General features: G+C 60.5%; 21 protein-coding genes and 1 tRNA gene. 16 read left to right on the forward strand and 6 right to left on the reverse strand.

Annotated elements, in window-relative coordinates; translation table 11 throughout:
- Positions 1–43 precede the first annotated feature (43 nt).
- The 4 genes from M3P88_RS11875 to M3P88_RS11890 form a co-directional block, all read right to left on the reverse strand.
- Positions 44–571 (reverse strand): GNAT family N-acetyltransferase, encoded by a 528-nt coding sequence (locus tag M3P88_RS11875; RefSeq protein ID WP_249616222.1) that lies wholly within the window; start codon positions 569–571, stop codon positions 44–46.
- Between the two features lie 285 nt (positions 572–856).
- On the reverse strand, positions 857–1,111 hold the full coding sequence (locus tag M3P88_RS11880) for a hypothetical protein (RefSeq protein ID WP_249616223.1): 255 nt from the start codon (positions 1,109–1,111) through the stop codon (positions 857–859).
- A 182-nt stretch (positions 1,112–1,293) separates the two neighbouring features.
- Positions 1,294–1,370, reverse strand: a tRNA-Met gene (locus M3P88_RS11885).
- A 176-nt stretch (positions 1,371–1,546) separates the two neighbouring features.
- On the reverse strand, positions 1,547–2,701 hold the full coding sequence (locus M3P88_RS11890; protein ID WP_249616224.1) for a class I SAM-dependent methyltransferase: 1,155 nt from the start codon (positions 2,699–2,701) through the stop codon (positions 1,547–1,549).
- 87 nt (positions 2,702–2,788) lie between these two features.
- On the opposite strand from M3P88_RS11890, the gene M3P88_RS11895 reads away from it, so the two are divergent.
- The 15 genes from M3P88_RS11895 (at position 2,789) to M3P88_RS11965 (ending at position 17,548) form a co-directional block, all read left to right on the forward strand.
- The gene (locus tag M3P88_RS11895; protein WP_249616225.1) at positions 2,789–3,529 is read left to right on the forward strand and encodes a pteridine reductase; all 741 of its coding nucleotides are present in this window, start codon (positions 2,789–2,791) and stop codon (positions 3,527–3,529) included.
- 114 nt (positions 3,530–3,643) lie between these two features.
- Positions 3,644–4,597, forward strand: a complete 954-nt coding sequence (gene ttcA / locus M3P88_RS11900) for a tRNA 2-thiocytidine(32) synthetase TtcA (protein ID WP_249616226.1) — start codon at positions 3,644–3,646, stop codon at positions 4,595–4,597.
- Positions 4,581–5,387 (forward strand): polyamine aminopropyltransferase, encoded by an 807-nt coding sequence (locus M3P88_RS11905; protein ID WP_249616227.1) that lies wholly within the window; start codon positions 4,581–4,583, stop codon positions 5,385–5,387. Before ttcA ends, M3P88_RS11905 begins: the two co-directional genes overlap by 17 nt.
- A 163-nt stretch (positions 5,388–5,550) precedes the next feature.
- Complete coding sequence (locus M3P88_RS11910; protein ID WP_249616228.1) at positions 5,551–6,858, forward strand: nucleotide sugar dehydrogenase; 1,308 nt, start codon at positions 5,551–5,553, stop codon at positions 6,856–6,858.
- Positions 6,859–6,860: 2 nt separating this feature from the next.
- On the forward strand, positions 6,861–7,919 hold the full coding sequence (locus M3P88_RS11915; protein WP_249616229.1) for a Gfo/Idh/MocA family protein: 1,059 nt from the start codon (positions 6,861–6,863) through the stop codon (positions 7,917–7,919).
- 3 nt (positions 7,920–7,922) lie between these two features.
- On the forward strand, positions 7,923–8,549 hold the full coding sequence (locus M3P88_RS11920) for a LysE family translocator (RefSeq protein WP_249616231.1): 627 nt from the start codon (positions 7,923–7,925) through the stop codon (positions 8,547–8,549).
- A gap of 29 nt (positions 8,550–8,578) precedes the next feature.
- Positions 8,579–9,145, forward strand: a complete 567-nt coding sequence (locus M3P88_RS11925; RefSeq protein ID WP_249616233.1) for an acyltransferase — start codon at positions 8,579–8,581, stop codon at positions 9,143–9,145.
- Positions 9,146–9,204: 59 nt separating this feature from the next.
- Positions 9,205–10,302 (forward strand): DegT/DnrJ/EryC1/StrS family aminotransferase, encoded by a 1,098-nt coding sequence (locus M3P88_RS11930; protein WP_249616234.1) that lies wholly within the window; start codon positions 9,205–9,207, stop codon positions 10,300–10,302.
- Positions 10,303–10,305: 3 nt separating this feature from the next.
- Positions 10,306–11,577 carry a lipopolysaccharide biosynthesis protein gene (locus tag M3P88_RS11935; protein ID WP_249616235.1) on the forward strand — a complete coding sequence of 424 codons (1,272 nt, stop codon included), beginning with the start codon at positions 10,306–10,308 and terminating at the stop codon, positions 11,575–11,577.
- The gene (locus M3P88_RS11940) at positions 11,574–12,149 is read left to right on the forward strand and encodes an acyltransferase (protein ID WP_249616236.1); all 576 of its coding nucleotides are present in this window, start codon (positions 11,574–11,576) and stop codon (positions 12,147–12,149) included. Before M3P88_RS11935 ends, M3P88_RS11940 begins: the two co-directional genes overlap by 4 nt.
- Positions 12,139–13,233, forward strand: a complete 1,095-nt coding sequence (locus M3P88_RS11945) for a glycosyltransferase family 4 protein (protein WP_249616237.1) — start codon at positions 12,139–12,141, stop codon at positions 13,231–13,233. The genes M3P88_RS11940 and M3P88_RS11945 overlap by 11 nt, the downstream gene beginning before the upstream one ends.
- A complete protein-coding gene (locus M3P88_RS11950) occupies positions 13,233–14,336 on the forward strand; it encodes a glycosyltransferase family 4 protein (RefSeq protein ID WP_249616238.1) in 1,104 nt (367 codons plus the stop codon). Before M3P88_RS11945 ends, M3P88_RS11950 begins: the two co-directional genes overlap by 1 nt.
- A gap of 52 nt (positions 14,337–14,388) precedes the next feature.
- On the forward strand, positions 14,389–15,618 hold the full coding sequence (locus M3P88_RS11955) for a glycosyltransferase family 4 protein (RefSeq protein ID WP_249616239.1): 1,230 nt from the start codon (positions 14,389–14,391) through the stop codon (positions 15,616–15,618).
- Positions 15,619–15,731: 113 nt separating this feature from the next.
- On the forward strand, positions 15,732–16,895 hold the full coding sequence (locus M3P88_RS11960; protein ID WP_249616241.1) for a DegT/DnrJ/EryC1/StrS family aminotransferase: 1,164 nt from the start codon (positions 15,732–15,734) through the stop codon (positions 16,893–16,895).
- Positions 16,892–17,548: a sugar transferase gene (locus M3P88_RS11965; protein WP_249616242.1), complete on the forward strand. Its 657-nt coding sequence runs from the start codon at positions 16,892–16,894 to the stop codon at positions 17,546–17,548. Before M3P88_RS11960 ends, M3P88_RS11965 begins: the two co-directional genes overlap by 4 nt.
- A gap of 8 nt (positions 17,549–17,556) precedes the next feature.
- On the opposite strand, the gene M3P88_RS11970 is transcribed toward M3P88_RS11965, so the two are convergent.
- Complete coding sequence (locus tag M3P88_RS11970; protein WP_249616244.1) at positions 17,557–18,798, reverse strand: GGDEF domain-containing protein; 1,242 nt, start codon at positions 18,796–18,798, stop codon at positions 17,557–17,559.
- A gap of 163 nt (positions 18,799–18,961) precedes the next feature.
- Here M3P88_RS11970 and M3P88_RS11975 point away from each other — a divergent pair, with 163 nt between their 5' ends.
- Positions 18,962–19,873: a LysR substrate-binding domain-containing protein gene (locus M3P88_RS11975; RefSeq protein WP_249616245.1), complete on the forward strand. Its 912-nt coding sequence runs from the start codon at positions 18,962–18,964 to the stop codon at positions 19,871–19,873.
- Between the two features lie 36 nt (positions 19,874–19,909).
- Here M3P88_RS11975 and M3P88_RS11980 read toward each other — a convergent pair whose 3' ends face one another.
- Positions 19,910–20,479, reverse strand: coding sequence for an outer membrane beta-barrel protein (locus tag M3P88_RS11980; RefSeq protein WP_249616246.1), 570 nt, complete (start codon positions 20,477–20,479; stop codon positions 19,910–19,912).
- Between the last annotated feature and the right edge of the window lie 97 nt (positions 20,480–20,576).

Here is a 20,576-nt window from a genome sequence, read left to right on the forward strand (position 1 = left end):
GCACAAAAGCGTGGCGTTTTTATTTGTCTGCGGCATAGATGGTTTAGCGCAGTGCGCGCAGCATGCCTTGTGCGCCTTGGCCGTAGCAGGCCAGTTTGCCCGGGCGTAAGGGGTAGGGTAAAAAGCCTTGGCGCTTCCAGTAACTGTCCGCGCCCTGTACCGCGACCAGCCTGGCGCAGTTAAGACCGCGGCGCCGGGCATATTGCAGAACCTTCTCCATCAGGCGTGGCGCGAGACCCTGGCCGCGTGCGGTCTTGGTCAGCGCCATATCGTGCAGGAATAAGGTATCGCAGTGCTCGGGTAGTGCCGGCAGCGGTGTGTCCAGTGCGGGCGGTTGTTCTCCATGCCATGGGTGAGCAAACAGGTAGCCATGTACACGGCCGTTTTCTTCGGCTACCCAGCAGGTATCGGGTGACAGGCGCTGGCGTGAAGCCAGGGCAGCGTGGCTTTCGATCAGCTCGTCGCGGTAGCATTGTGCCTGCACGGCAAGAACCGCATCGATATCGCTTGCGCGCATCGCGCGCAGCATGAGTGCGCCGGATGTACGGGCGGCTTGAGTCTGGCTTGGCATGGTATGGAGGGTGCGGTCGGTGCCGCAGCGAATATTTTGTATACAGTCAGCGCAAGATTGTCGCGATGCAGCATAGCTTCGTCAAGATTGGGTGTGTCCAGTCTCTTCCTCGAAGGGAGGGCTTGCGTATTTCCTCCGTCCCTCCTTGGGTGTTGCGTTTTGGCTTGTGTTTGGCGAGTGCTCGATCTGGCCTGGTGGCTTCAGGCATAAGGCAAAACCCCCGCTTGCGGGGGCTTGGGTGATTTTAAAGTGCACGCAGAGGGCGTGCGTGATGGCGTGTCCGCTTTAGTTGCTTTGATAGTCCTGCGGATGGGCTTTGATGACCTCGCCTGCTGCCGCATCCTGTGCGGCGCGTTCGGCATCGCTTAGTGCCGGGGCTTGATAAAGCCCTGAGTTGTGGCGTGCATGGAAGTTATCTGCGCCTCCTCCATTGCGTTCATGGTGGGAGGGTGTGTGATGGCTGCTGCTATCGTCTGCAAAAACCTGACTGCCGGTGATGGCCAGTGTTGCGGCGAGTAGCAGGGAGGGGAGCTGTCTCATGTTGTTCTCCTTGTCTACCGTTGGCGAATGGCATTTGCCAATCCGTAGACTGGCAGACGCCAGCTACTAAGACAGGGTGTAGCGGGCTTGGTTCTTTGGCTTGGGGTGTGGGTGTTGTTTTTGGCAGCGGCGGGCATGAAAAAAGCCGCTATCCCGAAGGAAGCGGCTTTTTTCTGAATGGGTGGTGGCGAATCAGGGACTCGAACCCCGGACCTGCGGATTATGATTCCGTCGCTCTAACCAACTGAGCTAATTCGCCACGCGGTCACTTCGCTGCGGTGTTTCTGTGTTGCGTCGAAGTGGGGCGAACTATACCGGCCTCCCTTTTTTCTGTCAACACCTTGGGCGAAGAAAAATGCAATTCATGCCGCGCATCCACCTTTTTCAGTGGCTTGTGTGACGATAAATTGCCATAAATTCAAAGTCTTGGGCTGTTTATAGCGTATGGCAGCGATCGCCATGAATCAGGCCGCGCCAGTCTATGCTGATGCCGCGACCGAAGCCGATCACCTTGAATAGTTCGCCCATTTCTGCCGGCGAGCACAGTTTTTGTACGGCGGCAGACTGTGGTACGTAGTGGCGGACGTCTTCCGGGTCGAGTAAGGCGAGCTCGTCGGTGATGCCGGCGCTGAGCAGGAACTGGGCCTGGCTGGTATAGCCGATCAGATCCAGGCCGGCTGCCAGGCCGGTTTCGGCGATGGCAGTAAAGTCGACATGGCAGGTCAGGTCCATCAGGCCGGGCAGGTAGAAAGGGTCGGTCACGGTGTGGTGGCGGTAGTGGCCGATCAGGGTGCCCATATGGCGCTGCGGATGATAGTACTCGTGTGCCGGAAAACCGTAGTCGATAAACAGCAAGGCACCGCGGGTCAGCCGTTCGCCCAGGGTGCGGATAAAGGCGCGGTTGGCCAGGCTGATTTCACTGCTGTAGCCGGCAATGGCGGGTATCAGGGCCTGCGCAAGCTCGGTCAGGGCCGGGTCCTGCAGTGCGCGCTCGGCCAGCACAAACTGGCCGTCTTTCAGGCTGACACCGCGCAGGCTGACGTTCTGGCCATTATGCAGCAGCAGCTCGCACGGCATGGCATCCAGGACTTCGTTGCCGATTACGATGCCATCCAGCGTGTCCGGCAGCGTGCTTAACCAGCTTACCTTGTCCAGCAAATGCGGCAGGCGCTCGCGCAGCAGGGTTTGTTGGCGCTCGATCAGGTCGGCCGACAAATCGATAATGATATAGCGCAGAGGCAGGGCATCCAGTTGCTCCAGCTTTTGCAGGATGTCGGCCGCAAGCTTGCCGGTGCCGGCACCAAACTCATAGATGACGCCAGCGGTTTGCGGCAACAGTTCGGCGATTTGCCGCGCCAGCGTCGCGCCGAACAGCGCGCTCATTTCCGGTGCGGTGGTGAAGTCGCCGGCGGCGCCCAGTTTGGCGCTGCCCGCCGCGTAGTAGCCAAGGCCGGGCGCGTACAGTGCCAGTTCCATATAGCGCGAGAAGGGAATCCAGCCGCCGGCGGCGGCTATTTCGGCGGCAATCTGTTGTGACAGAGCTTCGCTGGTGGCAAGAGCTTCGGCGCTGGCTTGGGGAAGGCTGGTCATAATGGGCAATCCTGTTCAATATAACGGGATTGTCGGTCAATCCCGCGTGCATGAGAAGGGTGTGGCCATGAATCAAGGGGCGCAGGAATGGATACCAAGGTTGTTCTGATTACGGGCGCGGCGCGGCGGGTGGGGGCGGGGATTGCCCGTCACCTGCATGCGCGCGGTGCGTCTTTGCTGCTGCATTATCACCAGTCGGAAGCCGATGCCTGGCGTTTGGCGGGGGAGCTGAATGCCCAACGTCCGGGTTCGGTGCAGTTGGCGCAGGCCGATTTGCAGGATACGGCACGCTTGCCCGAGCTGGTGGCAGCGGCCATTTCGGCTTTCGGCCATCTGGACGGGCTGGTGAATAATGCGTCCGGTTTTTACCCGACGGCGGCGGGTGCCATCGAAGAGGCGGACTGGGACAGCCTGATGGGCTCCAATCTCAAGGCGCCGCTGTTTCTGGCTCAGGCTGCGCTGCCTTATTTGCGCCAGAGTTCGGGTGCCATTGTCGGCATTGTCGACATTCACGCCGAGCGTCCGATGCCGCGCCATGTGGTGTATAGCCTGGCCAAGGCCGGCCATGCCCAGCTGATCCGTTCGCTGGCGCTGGAGCTGGCTCCGCATGTGCGGGTGAACGGCGTGTCGCCCGGCGTGAATCTGTGGCCGGAGACCGATCTGTCGTTTGATAGTGCCGAGCGGCGCGAGATCGAAAGCCGCATTCCCCTGGCGCGTACCGGGGTGCCGGATGATATCGCGCGGGCCGTGGGCTTTTTGCTGTTTGATGCGACCTATGTCACCGGCCAGATTCTGGCAGTTGATGGCGGGCGCAGCATCGTGTTGTAGGCGGGCAGGGAGCGCAGTCGTTTCCGCCTGTGTCCATTGTTGTGGGCAGAGGTGGCGCGAGGGGGGCGTTTGGCGGTAAAATCGCCGGATTTTCAGTCCCTTAGCCCTACCCTCATGCCCGAACATATCGCCGTTGCCGACAAGAAAGCCGAAAAGGCCGCCTACGAGGGCAATAAGCTCACCAAGCGTTTGCGCCACCATGTGGGTGACGCGATCAACGATTTTAATATGATAGAAGCGGGCGACCGGGTCATGGTCTGCCTGTCCGGCGGCAAGGACAGTTTTGCCCTGCTCGACATTCTGCTGGGCTTGCAAAAATCCGCACCGATTGATTTTTCCATCGTGGCGGTCAATCTCGACCAGAAACAGCCGGGCTTCCCCGCGCATGTGCTGCCTGCCTATCTTGAATCCATCGGGGTCGAGTACCGCATTGTCGAGGAAGATACCTACTCCATCGTGAAGCGGGTGATTCCGGAGGGCAAGACCACATGCAGCCTGTGTTCGCGCCTGCGTCGCGGCGTGCTGTACCGTGTGGCCGAAGAGCTGGGCGCGACCAAGATCGCGCTGGGCCACCACCGCGACGATATGCTGCACACCCTGTTCCTCAATATGTTCTATGGCGGCAAGCTCAAATCCATGCCGCCCAAGCTGGTGTCGGACAACGGCAAGCATATGGTGATCCGTCCGCTGGCTTATTGCCGCGAAAAGGATCTGGAACGCTATGCCGAACTGCGCGCCTTCCCCATCATCCCGTGCAATCTGTGTGGCTCGCAGCCCAATCTGCAGCGCCAGGTGGTCAAGGAAATGGTCAACGACTGGGACAAGCGCTTCCCGGGCCGGGTCGAAACCATGTTTACCGCCATGCAGAACGTGGTGCCTTCGCATCTGGCCGACGCCAAGCTGTTCGACTTTGCCGGCCTGAAAGTGGGCGATGCGCTGGTCGAGGGCGATACCGCTTTTGACAAGGAAGAGTTTACCGATCCGCGTCCGCTGGACGAAGACGGCAAGCCGCGCCGGGCTTTCAGTATTCTCGACTCGCGGGCCAAGGAGAATGCTTGTGGCGGGTAAGGCATGCCATCCCTTTCGTCGCCGCGTGCGTGCGGCCATAGACGAGATGCCGGAGGTGGAAATTTCCGAGTCGGGCAATATCCGCTCGCTGCATCTGGGCTCGGAAACGGTGCAAAGCTCGATGAATTTGGACGAGCCGGCCGATCTGGTCTTGAGTTATACCCGGGCGATGATGGGCTTTTTGCTGTTTGGCGAGGAGCCGCAGCACATTCTGCAGATCGGTCTGGGCGGCGGTTCGATTACCCGCTTTATCGACGAGTATCTGCCCAATGCCCGCTCGCTGGTGGTCGAGATCAATCCGCAGGTGATCGCGGTGGCGCGTGCCTTTTTCCAGATGCCGGAGGAGGGCGAGTATTTCGAGATCATCGAGGCCGATGGCGCCGACTATGTGAAGATTTTCCGCGAGTCGACCGACGCCATTCTGGTCGACGGTTTTGACGGCGTGCAGATTGTCGATGCGCTGACCACCGAAGACTTCTTTATGGATTGCCGGCGGGCCTTGTCGCCCAATGGCGTGTTCGTTGCCAACTGGTGGAGTGGCGACAAGCGCTATCAGGCTTTCCTCGAGCGGCTGCTGGAGGTGTTCGAAGGGCGGGTGATCGAGCTGCCGTCGGCCAGTCACGGCAATGTGGCGGTGATGGCCTTCCGCCAGAGTCCGCATCCGGTGAGCTGGGATGCGCTGGAGTTTCGTGCCGATCAGCTTGAGTGCCGCTACGGCATTGAGTTTGGCGATTTCGTGCGCCGCATCAAGGAGTGCAATTTGCACTCTGCCGGGCGCTTGCTGATATAGGGCATCGCCAGACACGCTGTTTCCAGCCCCGCGCATGTGTCGCGGGGCTTTGTGTATCTGATGCCGTGCGCAATAAGCGCGTATAATCTCGCGTTTTAAAGCAGGCAGCCGGGCGAGGCTATGCGCTGCCTGCAGGCTGGTTTACGTCTTTCCGGGGTTTCTCGTGCACAAACAACAGTTTCTCTCGCGCATCGCCGACAAGTCGGCTGTTATCGGTATCGTCGGTCTGGGCTATGTCGGCCTGCCTTTGATGCTGCGTTTTGCCGAAGTCGGCTATAAAGTCATCGGTTACGACATCGATCAGGGCAAAGTTGACGCCCTGATGAACGGCCAAAGTTATATCGAACACATTCCGGCAACCAGCATTCAGGGCGCGCTGCTGGATGGTTTTGAGGCCACTTCCGATTTTGTTCGTGCCTCCGAGGCCGATGCGCTGATTCTGTGCGTGCCGACCCCGCTGAATAAATATCGCGAGCCCGATCTCAGCTTCGTGATCAATACCATCGATTCACTGGTGCCTTATTTGCGCGCCGGCCAACTGGTATCGCTGGAGTCGACTACCTATCCGGGTACCACCGACGAAGAGTTGCTGCCGCGCATCGAGTCGCGCGGCTTCACCGTTGGCGAAGACGCCTTTCTGGTGTTTTCGCCCGAGCGTGAAGACCCGGGTAATCCGGACTTCAGCACCCGCACCATTCCCAAGGTGTGCGGCGGCGTGACCCCCGCCTGCCAGGAAATCGGCGTGGCGCTGTATGGCGCGGTAATCGACACCGTCGTGCCGGTGTCCAGTACCCGCGCGGCCGAAATGACCAAGCTGCTGGAAAACATCCACCGTGCGGTCAATATCGGTCTGGTGAACGAGATGAAGATCGTCGCCGATAAAATGGGCATCGATATTCATGAAGTCATCCGCGCCGCCGCGACCAAGCCGTTCGGCTTCGTGCCCTACTATCCGGGCCCGGGTCTGGGCGGGCACTGCATCCCGATCGATCCCTTCTATCTGACTTGGAAGGCGCGCGAGTATGGCGTCAATACCCGCTTTATCGAGCTGGCCGGCGAAGTGAACTCCGGTATGCCGGACTGGGTGGTGGCCAAGGTTGCCTCCGCGCTGAATAGCCGCAAGAAGGCGATCAATGGCAGCCGCGTGCTGGTGCTGGGCATTGCCTACAAGAAGAACGTCGATGATATGCGCGAAAGCCCATCGGTATTCCTGATGGAAAAACTGCGCGATCTGGGCGCCGAGATCAGTTACAGCGACCCGCATGTGCCGGTTTTCCCCAAGATGCGCGAGCACCACTTTGATCTGGCCAGCGTCACCTTGTCGCCCGAAGTCATTGCCGCTTACGACTGCATTTTGCTGGCCACCGATCATGACCGTTTCGACTACGCCATGCTCAAGGAACACGCCCAGCTGATTATCGACAGCCGCGGCAAGTTCCTCGACCCCGCCGACCATATCGTTAAGGCCTGATCATGCACGCTTACGAAACCATTACCGATCGCAAGATCCGTTTTGCCCTGGTCGGCTGTGGCCGCATCGCGCAAAACCATTTCGCTTCGCTGGAGCAGCACGCCGACCGGGCCGAGATTGTCGACGTGTGCGATATCCGTCCCGAGGCGCTGCAAGCGGCGGTGACGCGTACCGGCGCGCGCGGCCATGCCGATTTGAAAAGCCTGCTCTCCAGCAGCAATGCCGACATCGTGATCCTGACCACGCCTTCCGGCCTGCATCCGGCCCAGAGCATAGACTGCTCCGAGGCGGGCTTTCATGTGATGACGGAAAAGCCGATGGCGACGCGCTGGGAAGACGGCCTGGAGATGGTGAAAGCCGCCGACAAGGCCGGCAAGCGCATGTTTGTGGTCAAGCAGAACCGCCGCAATGCCACCTTGCAGCTTTTGAAGCGCGCGATGCAGGAAAAGCGTTTCGGCCGTATCTATATGGTCAACGTCAATGTGTTCTGGACCCGTCCGCAGGACTACTACGACTCGGCCGCCTGGCGCGGCACTTGGGAGTTTGACGGTGGCGCCTTTATGAACCAGGCCAGCCACTATGTGGATCTGCTGGACTGGCTGATCGGCCCGGTCGAGAGCGTACAGGCCTATACCGCTACGCTGGCGCGCAATATCGAGGTGGAAGACACCGGCACGGTCAGCGTCAAATGGCGCTCGGGTGCCTTGGGCAGCATGAATGTCACCATGCTCACCTACCCGAAAAACCTGGAAGGCTCGATCACCATTCTGGGCGAGAAGGGCTCGGTGCGCGTGGGCGGTCTGGCGGTCAATGAAATCCAGCACTGGGAGTTCGACACGCCGCATGCGATGGATGGCGAGATTGGCGACGTCAGCTACGCCACCACCAGCGTGTACGGTTTTGGCCATCCGCTGTACTACGACAACGTGATCAAGGTCATGCGCGGCGAAGCCGAGCCGGAAACCGATGGCCGTGAAGGCCTGAAGTCGCTGGAACTGTTGATCGCCATGTATTTGTCGGCGCGCGACGGCCGCCGCGTCAGCCTGCCGCTGGACTATTAAGCGATGCTGGACGGAGCAACGCTAGGCTTGTTTCTGGCCGCCTGTCTGGTGCTGGCGGCGACGCCGGGGCCGGATATGCTGTTGATCAGCTCGCGCAGTCTGAGTCAGGGGCCGGCTGCCGGTTTTGTCACCCTGCTGGGCATCCAGCTGGGTACCTATTGCCATGCGCTGGCGGTGGCGCTGGGCTTGTCGCAACTGGTGCTGGCGGTACCGCTGGCATTCGAAGTGGTGAAGCTCTCCGGTGCGGCTTATTTGCTGTTTCTGGCCTACAAGGCGATACGCGCACCGGCCGCGGCCGGCGCGGGTCGTTGCGAAGCGGCGCGTTACGGCTTGCCACGCTTGTTTGCGCAGGGTTTGTTGACCAATTTGCTCAACCCCAAGATGGCGCTATTCATGCTGGCCCTGTTGCCGCAGTTTCTGTCGTTCTCGGATGGCTATGTGGTGGGGCAGGCCTTGCTGCTGACCAGCTTGCTGAACGGTGTGGGGCTGGTGGTGAACGGCGTGGTGATTTTATTGGCCGGGCGCTTGCGTCAGCGTTTTGCCGCGTCCTCCGGCCGTCGCTGGCCGCAGTATTTGCTGGGTTCGGTGTTTGCCACGCTGGCACTGCGTCTGGCTTTAAGCGAGCGTTAGGCTCGCGTGATTGCTGAATAAGGTTGTTTATGACTGCCACTATCCACTCCAGCGCCATCGTTGATGATGGCGCCACGCTCGGTGAGGGCACCTGTGTCTGGCACTGGGTACATATCTCGGCCGGTGCGCGCATCGGTGCACGCTGCTCGTTCGGGCAGAATGTGTTTGTTGCGGGTGACGTGCTGATCGGTGACAACGTCAAGGTACAGAACAATGTATCCATCTACGACGCGGTCACGCTGGAAGACGATGTGTTCTGCGGCCCATCCATGGTGTTCACCAATGTGAACAATCCCCGCAGCCACGTCAGCCGCAAGCATGAATACCGCCGCACCATCGTGAAAAAGGGCGCGACCATAGGTGCCAACGCCACCATCGTCTGCGGCCACACCATAGGCGAATATGCCTTTATCGGCGCAGGTGCCGTGGTGACGCGCGATGTAGAGGCGTATGCGCTGATGGTGGGCACGCCGGCCAAGCGCATCGGCTGGATGTGCCAGTGCGGCGAGCGGCTGGATAGTACGCTGGGCGAACACGCCTGTGCCGCCTGCCACTCGCGCTACCAGATCAGCGGCAATAGCTGTACGCCGGTTTAATTGATTTTTGCGTGGCGGCATCTTTCTGCTGCCATGCGCTGCCAAATACAAGTGAGTGTATGTCCATCCAGTTTATCGACCTCAAGGCGCAGTACCAGCATCTCAAGCACGACATCGATGCGCGCATTCATGGGGTGCTCGATCACGGCCAGTACATTATGGGGCCGGAAGTTGCCGAGCTTGAAGCCGCACTGGCCGCCTACGTCGGCGTCAAGCACGCCATCGGCGTATGCGACGGCACGGCAGCGCTGCAAATTGCGCTGATGGCGCTGGGCATCCAGCCCGGCGACGAGGTGATTACCACCCCGTTCACCTTTATCGCTACCGGCGAAATGATCGCGCTGATGGGCGCCACGCCGGTGTTTGTCGATATCGACCCCATCAGCTACAACCTTGACCCTGCGCGCATCGAGGCGGCGATCACGCCGCGTACCCGCGCCATCATGCCGGTCAGCCTGTATGGCCAGTGTGCCGATTTTGCCGCCATCAACGCGATCGCAGAGAAGCACGGCCTCGCGGTGATCGAGGATGGTGCGCAGAGCTTTGGCGCAACGCAAAATGGTAAAAAATCCGGCAGCCTGTCGACCATAGGCTGCACCAGCTTCTTCCCGTCCAAGCCGCTGGGTTGCTATGGCGATGGCGGCGCATGCTTTACCGACGACGATGCCTTGGCCAAAAAAATGCGCGCCATCCGCATCCATGGCCAGGACCGCCGCTACCATCATCCGCTGATCGGCATCAACGGCCGCCTCGATACCATTCAGGCGGCGGTGCTGTTGGCCAAGCTGCCCAGCTTCCCAAGCGAAGTCGAGGCGCGCGCGCGGATCGGTGCGCGTTACAGCGAACGATTGGGTGATGTAGCGCGGGTACCGGTCATCATGCCGGGCAATAGCCATGTTTATGCGCAGTACACCATCGAGCTTGATCAGCGCGAGGCGGTGCAGGCCAGCTTGAAAGAAGCCGGCGTGCCCACTGCCGTGCACTACCCGATACCGTTGCATCTGCAGCCGGCATTTGCCCATCTGGGCTTGGGTGCGGGCAGCTTTCCGCTGGCCGAAGCAGCTGGCCTGCGGGTGATGAGCCTGCCTATGCATCCGTTTATGGACGAAGCGACGCAGGACGTGGTGGTGGCGGCCGTCAAGCGGGCGCTGGGCTAAGCCGTGTTGCTGTTGCGCCTGAAGGCGCTGGCCGCAGGCGGCTTTGCGCGCAATGTGGCGACGCTGGCAGGCGGGGCGGCCATTGCGCAGTTTTTGCCCCTGGCCGCTGCGCCTTTGCTGACGCGCCTCTATACGCCGGCGGAGTTCGGCGTATTGGCCATTTATGTGGCCTGGCTGTCCAACCTCGCGGTGCTGATGACCGGGCGCTACGATATGGCCATTGTGTTGCCGGACGACGAGCGTCGCGCCGCCAATCTGATGGGCTTGTCCTTGTGGCTGTCGCTGGCCTTGTCGCTGCTGGTGCTGCTGGCGGTGTTGCTGGGGCATGACGAGCTGTCACGTCTGGCGCAGGCGCCGGCCTTGTCCGGTTTGCTCTTGTGGCTGCCGTTGTCCTTGCTTCTGGCCGGCGGCATGCAGGCATGGAATAGCTGGAACAACCGCCATCAGCGTTATCGGGCCAATGCCGGCGGGCGCATGGCGCTGGCGCTGGGCATGACCGCCACCCAGCTGGGGGCCGGTTTTGCCGGGTTGGGCGCGGTGGGGCTGGTGCTGGGGCAATTGGTCGGGCAGGGCGCTTCGCTTGTGGTGCAGGCATGGCAGGATGTGCGTACGCGTTTTGGCTGGGGCCATATGGTCAGCCGGGACGACATGCGCGCGGTGGCGTATGTCTATCGCGAATTTCCGCGCATCAATGCGCCGCATGCCTTTGTCGGCGCCTTGCAGGACACGCTGGCGGTGACCTTGCTGACGCTATTGTCCGGCTCGGTCACGGTCGGGCTCTACGGCTTGATGATGCGCGTGCTGAAGATGCCGGCGGCGCTGGTGGGGCAGGCGGTGGCGCAGGTCGCCTACCGCGATATGGCTGCCGCCAGGAACCGCGGCGAATCGCTATTGCCCTATCTCAACAAGACGCTGGCCATTTTGTCGGCGCTGGCGCTGCCGCCGTTTGTCGTCATTATCCTGTGGGGCGACAGCCTGTTTGCCTGGGTGTTTGGCGAAGACTGGCGCATGGCCGGCAACTACGCGCGCGCCTTGTCGCCCTATATCCTGTTCCACTTTGTCGCCTCGCCCCTGGGCATGGTGCCGCTGGTGATTAACCGCCAGCGTACGGCTTTTGCCTTTACGGTGGCCGGTAGCGCCTTGTTTCTGGGCGCGCTGTGGGGCGGTTTTGTGCTCTGGCAGGACGTGAGCGCCGCTTTTGCGTTAGTCTCGGTAGTCATGACACTCTATTTCTCCTGTTACTTTATCTGGTTATGGCGGGCGGTGCGGCCATGAAACTATGGGATAGCCTGCGTTTTCGCCTGTCGGGCCTGATCGGTCCGCGCATGGTGCTGGGCCTGACGCGCAGCGACGGCGTGCGCCTGCGCCGGGTGCGTATTTCCAATATGACCCGCATCGAGCACCCGCATAAGCTGCAGCTGGAAGACAATGTCTTTATCGGCCATTTCAATATGATCGATGCCTCCGGCGGGCTGTATATCGGCGAGGGCTGCCAGATTACCAACTATGTTTCACTGCTGACCCATTCCAGCCACGATACCGTGCGCCTGTATGGTGCGGCCTATCTTGACCACCAGAACCATGTCGGCTATCTGAAAAAGCCGTCGGTGATTGGCGACTATAGTTTTATCGGTCCGCATACGCTGTTGATGCCGGGCGTGCGCCTGGGCAAGGGCACGCTGGTGTCGGCCTATTCGCGGGTCGATGCCGGGGAGTATCCCGACTTTGCCATTCTTGCCGGCAATCCGGCGCAGATCGTGGGCGACACCCGCAAGCGTGATGCCGAATTTTTGGCGGCCCACCCCGAATTGCAACCCTTGTACAAGGCCTGGGCCGATGAAAATTAAACGCTTGCTGCTGGTGGGTTCGGCCTCGGTGCATACCTGGCGCTATCTCGAGGGTATCGCTGCGCATGTGGATGAAATCTGGCTGGCGACCAATGCCGAGGTGCCCGAAGGGCGTCGTCCGGCCAATCTTGCCGGTGTGTTGCGTGTCGACTTCCGTTTTTCCTCGTTTTCGGCGGTGGGCAAGCTGCGTGGCTGGATGAAATCGGTCAAGCCGGATGTGGTGCATATCCATCAGGCCAATAGCGTGGCCTGGCATGCGACGCGCGCCGCGCGCGGGCTGAATATCCCGCTGATGCTGACGACCTGGGGCTCGGATGTGCTGCTGCTGCCGGAGGGCAATCCGCTGATGGCGCAGATGGTGAAATCCAATCTGGCCAGCGCCGATCTGATTACCTCGGATTCGCTGTATATGGCGGCCAAAATCCGCGAGCTGGCGGGGAGCAGCAAGCGCATCGCCATTCTCAATTACGGCATGGATGCCCTGCCTGAGGCTGCGCCTTCTGCGACTAAAGCCAAACGCGTGCTGTCGTGCCGCCTGCACAAAAAGCTGTACCGCATCGACACCATTTTGCGTGCCTGGGCCGGGGTCGAGGCCTCGGGGCGCTATCCCCACTGGCGCCTGACCGTTGCCGCCAGTGGCGATCAGAGCGAGGCGCTACAGGAACTGGCGGCCACGCTTAAGCTTGAGCGCGTCGACTTTACCGGCTTTGTGCCGGCGGCCGAGCTCGCGGCTTTGTATCGCGACAGCCGTGTTTTTGTCAGCGTGCCCAAGAGTGACGCGACCAGTATCAGTTTGCTGGAGGCCATGGGCCATGGTTGCCTGCCGCTGCTGTCCAATCTGCCGGCCAATCTCGAGTGGGTGATCGATGGCTTGAATGGCCGGATCGCCGAAGATCTGGGCCGGCTGGATGCGGCGCTGATGCAGGCGATGGATGCCGCGACGGACAATGAACAGCTCGATGAAATCGCGACGCTTAACCGCAAACTGGTAAGCAAGAAAGCCTTGCACCGCGACAATATGGCGCAGTTTGCCGCCTTGTATGGCGAGCTGCTGCACTCACCCGAATCACACCTGAAATCCTGATGAAAATTGTCCACCTGAGCAGCGCCCATCCGCGCCACGATATCCGAATTTTCGTCAAAGAGTGCGTCACGCTGGCCAATGCCGGCTTTGACGTCAGCCTGATTGTCGCCGACGGTTTGGGCGAAGAAATCAGGCAGGGCGTGCGCATCCATGATGTGGGCGCGAAAAGTGGCGGGCGCATGCGGCGCATGACGGCGACCGTCAAGCGCGTCTTCGATGCCGCGCTGGCGCTGCAACCCGATGTGGTGCACTTTCACGACCCGGAACTGGTGCCTGCCGCGCTGCGCCTGAAGCAGGCCGGCATCAAGGTGATTTACGACGTGCATGAGGACATGCCGCGCCAGATTCTGGGCAAGCACTGGATACCCGGTGCCTTGCGCCCGCTGGTAGCGGGCAGCGTCGAGCGGGTGGAAGACTGGGCCGTGCAGCGCTTTGACGCCATCGTCACCTCGACCCCGCATATCCGTGAGCGCTTTTTGTCACGCAACAGCCGCAGCGTGGCCATCTGCAATTTCCCCATTCTGGCCGAACTGGTGCGCGATACACCGTGGGAAGCGCGGCGCAACGAGGCGTGTTATCTGGGCAGTATCTCGCGCATACGCGGCATCGCGCCGATTATCGCCGCCCTGCCTGACACCGGCGTGCGCTTGAATCTGGCCGGTTTGTGGAGCGAGGCCGGGCTGTATGAAGAGATGCAGCGCGAAGCGGGCTGGGCAAGAGTCAATGATCTGGGCGTGCTCGACCGCAGTGGGGTAGGTGAAGTACTGGCTCGCAGCAAGATCGGTCTGGTGACGCTGTTTCCGACGCCCAATTACGTCGACGCGCTGCCGATCAAGCTGTTCGAGTATATGGCAGCCGGCATGCCGGTGATTGCCAGCGATTTTCCGGTATGGCGCGCCATTGTCGACGATGCCGGCTGCGGCCTGTTGGTCGATCCGGAGGATCCGGCGGCGATTGCCGCCGCAATACGCGAGCTGATGGCCGATGAAGCGCGCGCCCAAGCCATGGGCGAGGCCGGGCGTGCCGCCGTGCTGGCCAAATACAGCTGGGCGGCCGAAGGTGAAAAGCTGGTCGCCCTGTACCGGACGCTGGAGGCGTGCTAGGGCGGATAGCCGCCCGCATTGCCCATTCACCGTAAACGACGACAAGCCCCAGATGAAAATCCTGTATATCAATCACTACGCCGGTTCACCCATGCACGGCATGGAGTTTCGCCCCTATTATCTGGCGCGCGAATGGGTCAAGGCCGGGCATGAGGTGAATATCGTCGCCGCCGATTATTCACACCTGCGCCAGCATAATCCCGAACTCTCCAAGGCTTATGCCGACCAGAGCATAGACGGCATCCGCTATACCTGGTGCCGCACGCCGCATTACGCGGGCAATGGCGCCCGGCGGGTGGTCAATATTTTTGCCTTTTTGCGCCGGCTGATGGGCTTGTCCGGACGCTTTATCCGCGACTGGAAGCCGGATCTGGTGATCGCCTCGAGCACCTATCCGCTGGACACCGTACCGGCGGCGTTTATTGCCGGCAAGACCGGCGCGCGCCTGGCGTATGAAGTGCATGATTTATGGCCGCTGACGCCGGTGGAAGTGGGCGGCATGAGCCCCAAGCATCCGTTTATCCGCCTGCTGCAATGGGCCGAAGACTTCGGCTACAAGAAGGCTGACACCGTGGTGTCGATGCTGCCGTGTGCCAAGGACTATATGCTGGCGCACGGCATGGCGCCGGAGAAATACGCGGTGGTACCCAATGGCGTGGACGTGGCCGAGTGGCAGGGCGCGGCCGAAGCGCTGCCGGCGGCGCATGCGCAGGCCATCGCGCGGCTTAAGGCCGACAAGCGCTTTTTGTTGGGTTACGCCGGTGGTCACGGTCTGGCCAACGCGCTCGACTTTTTGCTGCAGGCAGCGGCGCAGCTTAAAGAGGAACGGGTGAGCGTGGTGCTGGTGGGCGACGGGCCGGACAAGGCGGCGCTGATGGCCCAGGCACAGGCGCTGGGTCTGGATAATGTGCTGTTTCTGCCCTCCATCGCCAAGCGTGCGGTGCCGGCCTTCCTCGCCGAGATGGATGCGCTGTATATCGGCTGGCGCAAACTGCCGATTTACCGCTTCGGCATCAATCCGAACAAGCTGTTCGACTATATGATGGCCGGCAAGCCGGTGATCCACTCGGTCGACGCCTGCAACGATATCGTGCAATACGCCGCTTGCGGCATCAGCGTCGTGAGCGAAGACGCCGGCGCGATTGCCGGCGCAATACGCCAGATGATGGCCGAAACACCCAATGCGCGCGGGCGCATGGGTGCGGCGGGGCGGCAATATGTATTGGCCAACCATGATTACAAGGTGCTGGCGCGGCGGTTTATCGACGCTTGCTGCCGGTAAAGACGGTGGCAGGGGACGGTCTGTGGCCTAGCCGTATCTTGCAGCAAATGACATGTAGGGTGGGTGAGCCCCGCCGGGGCGTAACCCACCATCAGAATGGTGGAGAAAAAGTGATGAGCGAACAAAAATTCCTGCCCTTTGCCTTGCCCGATATCGGCGAGGAAGAAATCAATGAAGTGGTCGATACGCTGCGTTCGGGCTGGGTGACCACCGGGCCGAAAACCAAGCAGTTCGAAGCCGATTTCGCCGCCTTTCTCGGCGACGGTGTCGAGGCCATTGCCGTGAATTCGGCCACTTCCGGTCTGCATCTGGCGCTGGAGGCACTGGGCGTTGGCCCCGGTGACGAGGTGATCGTCCCGACTTACACTTTTACCGCCACGGCCGAGGTGGTACGTTACCTCGGCGCTGACCCGGTGTTTATCGATGTCGACCCGGCAACGCTGAACATGACGGCAGAGGGTTTGCGCGCCGCGATCACGCCCAAAACAAAAGTGGTGATGCCGGTGCATTTCGCCGGCCTGGCCTGCGATATGGACGCGATTATCGCGCTGGCGCGCGAACACGGCATCAAGGTGGTGGAAGACGCCGCGCATGCGCTGCCAACCTTGTATAAAGGGCGGCTGATCGGCACGCTGGACTCGGATGTGACGGTGTTCAGCTTTTACGCCAACAAGACCATGACCACCGGCGAAGGCGGCATGGTGGTGTCGAAAAATAAGGATCTGATCGCGCGCTGCAAGGTGATGCGCCTGCACGGTATCAGCCGCGATGCTTTCGACCGTTACCAGTCCAAGACGCCGGCGTGGTTTTACGAAGTGATCGCCCCCGGCTTCAAGTACAACATGCCGGATATCTGCGCGGCGCTGGGTCTTCACCAGCTCAAGAAAATCCGCCGTTTTCAGCAACAGCGCGAAGAAATGGCCACCCGCTTCGATGCCGAACTATGCGATCTGCCGCTGATCCTGCCGGCGCGCCCGCTTGAGGGGGGCAGCGAGCATGCCTGGCATCTCTATCCGGTGCGGCTCAAGCCCGAGGCGGGCATCAGCCGCGATGACTTTATCGCGCGGATGAGCGAAAAGGGGGTTGGCTGCTCGGTGCACTTTATCCCGCTACACCTGCATCCGGTGTGGCGTGACGGTTATGGCCTGACGCCTGCCGACTTTCCGGTCGCGCAGGCGGCGTTTGAAGCCGAGGTGACCTTGCCGCTCTATACGCGCATGAGCGCCGGGGATCAGGCACGGGTGATTGCTGCGGTGCGCGAGGTGCTGGGCGCATGAGTTTGCCGGATTCCCGTCCTGTTTTGCCTTGCTGCGCGCCGGCCGCCCATGGCTCGCGTGCGCTCAAGCGTGCTTTTGATCTGCTCGCTTCGGCGCTGGGCTTGTTGCTGCTTGCACCGCTCTTGATCGCGCTTGCCTTATGGATCAAGAGCGACTCGCCCGGGCCGGTGTTTTTCCGCCAGATTCGCGTCGGACGCGGTGGCGTGCTGTTTCGCATCCACAAATTCCGCACCATGCAGGTGGGGGCCGAAGGGCGCGGTCAGTTGACGGTGGGGGCGGACGCGCGCGTGACCGGCGCGGGCCGCTTGCTGCGCAAGACCAAGCTGGACGAGTTGCCGCAATTGATTGATGTATTGCTGGGGGATATGAGCCTGGTCGGCCCGCGCCCCGAGGTGCCCAAATATGTCGCGCATTATCCGGACGAGGTGAAGGCGCTGGTGTTATCGGTGCGCCCCGGCATTACCGACTGGGCGTCGATCCGCATGATAGACGAGAACGAAATTCTGGGCGGCGCAGCCGACCCTGAGCGGGCGTATATCGAGGAAATACTGCCGCAGAAGCTGGATTACTACGTGCGTTATGCACAAAGCCATAGCCTGCTGGAGGATTTGCAAATCATTATGGCGACGCTACTGAAAATCATCACGCGCTAAGGCGATACTTATCTAGGCTCCACGGGCTCGGGCTGCTTTGTGGCGCAGGTGTTTTGATTGTAATTGTTGCATATCGCGCAGGCTGGCCGCGCATGCTCGGGGGCGTGACAGTGGATGCTGTCCCGCCCGCTGGATTTAGCCTGATACATGCGACTGTCGGCGCAGGCGACGAGGTCTTCCCAGCTATTGCAGCCATCATTGATACGTTCGGCGGTGCCGGTGCTGGCCGTTTGCGGGTGACCGTCGGGTCGTGTGCCCAGCCCTTGCTGGTATAGGCGGGCCAGAGCCTGAAGGCTTTGCTGGCAATCGGTATTGGGCAGGATCAACAGAAACTCTTCCCCTCCCCAGCGCGTCAGGACATCGCCGCGGCGCAGTCTGGCCGATATGGCTTTGACCAGTGATTTCAGAACCTGATCACCGGCCTCATGGCCGTAGCGGTCATTGATTTGCTTGAAATGGTCCAGGTCAATAAAAGCGAGCGACAAGGGGGTGCCGGTGCGGGTTGACTGCTCAAACTGCAAGGCGAGGATTTCTTCACCGCTGCGTCGTGAATAGCAACCGGTCAGCGGGTCGCGTATCGCTTGTCCGACCAGGGCCATCATGAGCACCAGCTGACTGATGCTGGCCAAGGTCGAGACGCCGGTAATCAGTATCAGCAGCCAGTACTCGGCGCTAAAGGCCGGCCAACTACCGCCGCCCCAGTGTTCTATACCAGCCAGGCCATAAGCTACCAGCACCGGAGTGGCAAAGGCTAAGCTTTCCAGCAGTGTGAGCGGGAAAATGGCAAATCCGGCCAGCAGGACAAAAGGCAGAAAGGCATAGCCGGCACTGATGGCGGCGGAAAGGCCTTGTAGCGAATAGCGGGTCAATAACAGATGGGATATCACATAGAACACGGTGGGAATGGCAAATAGCGTCGCCATTGCCCGGTAGGCGTTGAGCATCCCGGCTTGCCGCTTGTAGTAGACCAAGCCGATAAAGGCGGCGCTAGCCAGCAGGCGTAGCGCCATGAGCTGTGGCCATAGTGTATCGGGCAGGGTCAGGACATCTACCACGATCCACAGCGGGGTGAGAACGGCAAACAAAAAAGCAAACAGCCGCACCCGGTTGATAATCATGCGGGCACGGCGATGGGCCATCAGCGGCATATGTTGATGCGGGCTGAATAACCAGCTGCTCTGGTCGGCCATCAGCTCGCCGGGTAGCAAACCGGACAAACGCAGCCAGAGGAAATGCGAAATTTTTTGCATGTGGACGCCAAAAATATAGGGCTGAGGCGCGTACTTAAGACGGCACCCCGGTATCGGGCTATTGCTATTTTGTATTGTTATCAATATTTTTAATGATATTAACATGCATTAATGCCTTGTTGTTTTCCTTGGGCATTATTTGTATTGCACAGGGAGCTTGGCCATGGAAACGCGCTGGCTGGAAGATTTTCTGGTCTTGGCCGAGACAGGTAGCTTTACCCGCTCGGCCGAGATCCGTCATTTGACGCAGCCGGCGTTTTCACGCCGCATCAAGTCGCTGGAGGGCTGGGCCGGTACCGAGCTGATCGACCGCACCTGTTACCCGACGCAACTGACGGCGGCAGGTCTGGCTTTTCGCCAGGAGGCCGCTGCGGTGCTGGCTCAGATGCGCGCCGCGCGCTCGCGTTTGGCGGGTATGCGGGCGATGCCGGCGGATACGCTGGAGTTTTCCGTGCCGCATACCTTGTCGTTCTCCTTCTTTCCCCACTGGCTGTCCGGCGTGGTCGAGGATTTTGGTGCGCTGTCGTGCCGCTTGCAGGCCAGCAATGTGCACGATGCCCTGCTGGCTTTTGTCGAGGGTGGCAGCGATCTGTTGATGTGCTACCACCATGCCCGCCAGCCGGTCAGCCTGAGCGATGCCTACTATAGCGGGCTGAAGCTGGGGCTGGAGCATTTGCGCCCTTATGCCCGCGCAGATGGTGACGGTCAGCCTTGCTTGCGTTTGCCGGGCACAGAAGCGCAGCCATTGCCGTTTTTAGGCTACTCGCCCGGCGCCTATTTCTACCGTATGAGTGAGCTTTTGCTGGGGCAGGCGCCCGAATCTGCGCACTTGAGTCTGCGTTACGAGACCGATATGGCCGAGGGCTTGAAGCATATGGTGTTGCAGGGGCACGGTGTTGCTTTTTTGCCCGATAGTGCGGTGCAGGAAGAGATCAAGCGTGGAGAGTTGGCGCTGGCTGGCGGTGAGGGCTGGCAGATTGATATGGAAGTGCGGCTTTATCGCGATATACGGCGGCAGCGCCCGGCGCTGGATGCACTATGGCGCTATTTGTCCGGGCGTTACCCGCGCGTGTAAAAACGGGAAGCTTGGCTTCCCGTTAGTCGTTCAGGCTTAGAAGTGGTAGCTGGCACCGGCCTGCAGGGCCATGGCTTTGACACTGCCCATGCTGTCGCCGTTCTGGTTTTCCAGCGTCACCTTGCCGTAATGCGTCAGCTCGGCAAACAGGCGCCATTCATTGCTGATGGTTCCTTCAACACCGATGCCGACAACAGGCTGGTAGTCGTGGGTGGTGTAGCTGCCAAAGCCGTAATCACCGCGGGCACGCAGCTGCCCTGCACCCAGACGACCGTAAACGCCAAACTGTTCAGTCACGGGCAAATGCCCCAGCGCACTGAAGGATACCGAGCGGATGCTGGTGCTGACCTTGCCGTTGAAGTCCTTGCCGTCGCTATCGCCCAGATCGGCAAAAGCCAGTTCCAGCGACAATTGTGGCAACACATAGTAGCCAGCGGTCAGCGCGTAGCCGACGCGGTTGTCTTCATTGCTGTTGTAACTTGGGTAGCTGACATTGTGGTGGGCGAATGCGCCGCTAAAGCCGATGTATTCGTCAGCCAGCTGCGGAGCGGCGCTGGCAACGCCGGCGATCAGGGAGAGGGAGAGCAGCAGGACATTCGGCTTCATGGTGATGACTCATCGCAGGATAAAACGCCATCTTATTCAAATGCATTTGATTGGGCAATAAATGTAATGCCAAATGTATTATTTGTTGTTGCCCTTG

This window comes from Craterilacuibacter sp. RT1T (genome assembly GCF_023502145.1).
Classification (GTDB): Bacteria; Pseudomonadota; Gammaproteobacteria; order Burkholderiales; family Chromobacteriaceae; genus Craterilacuibacter.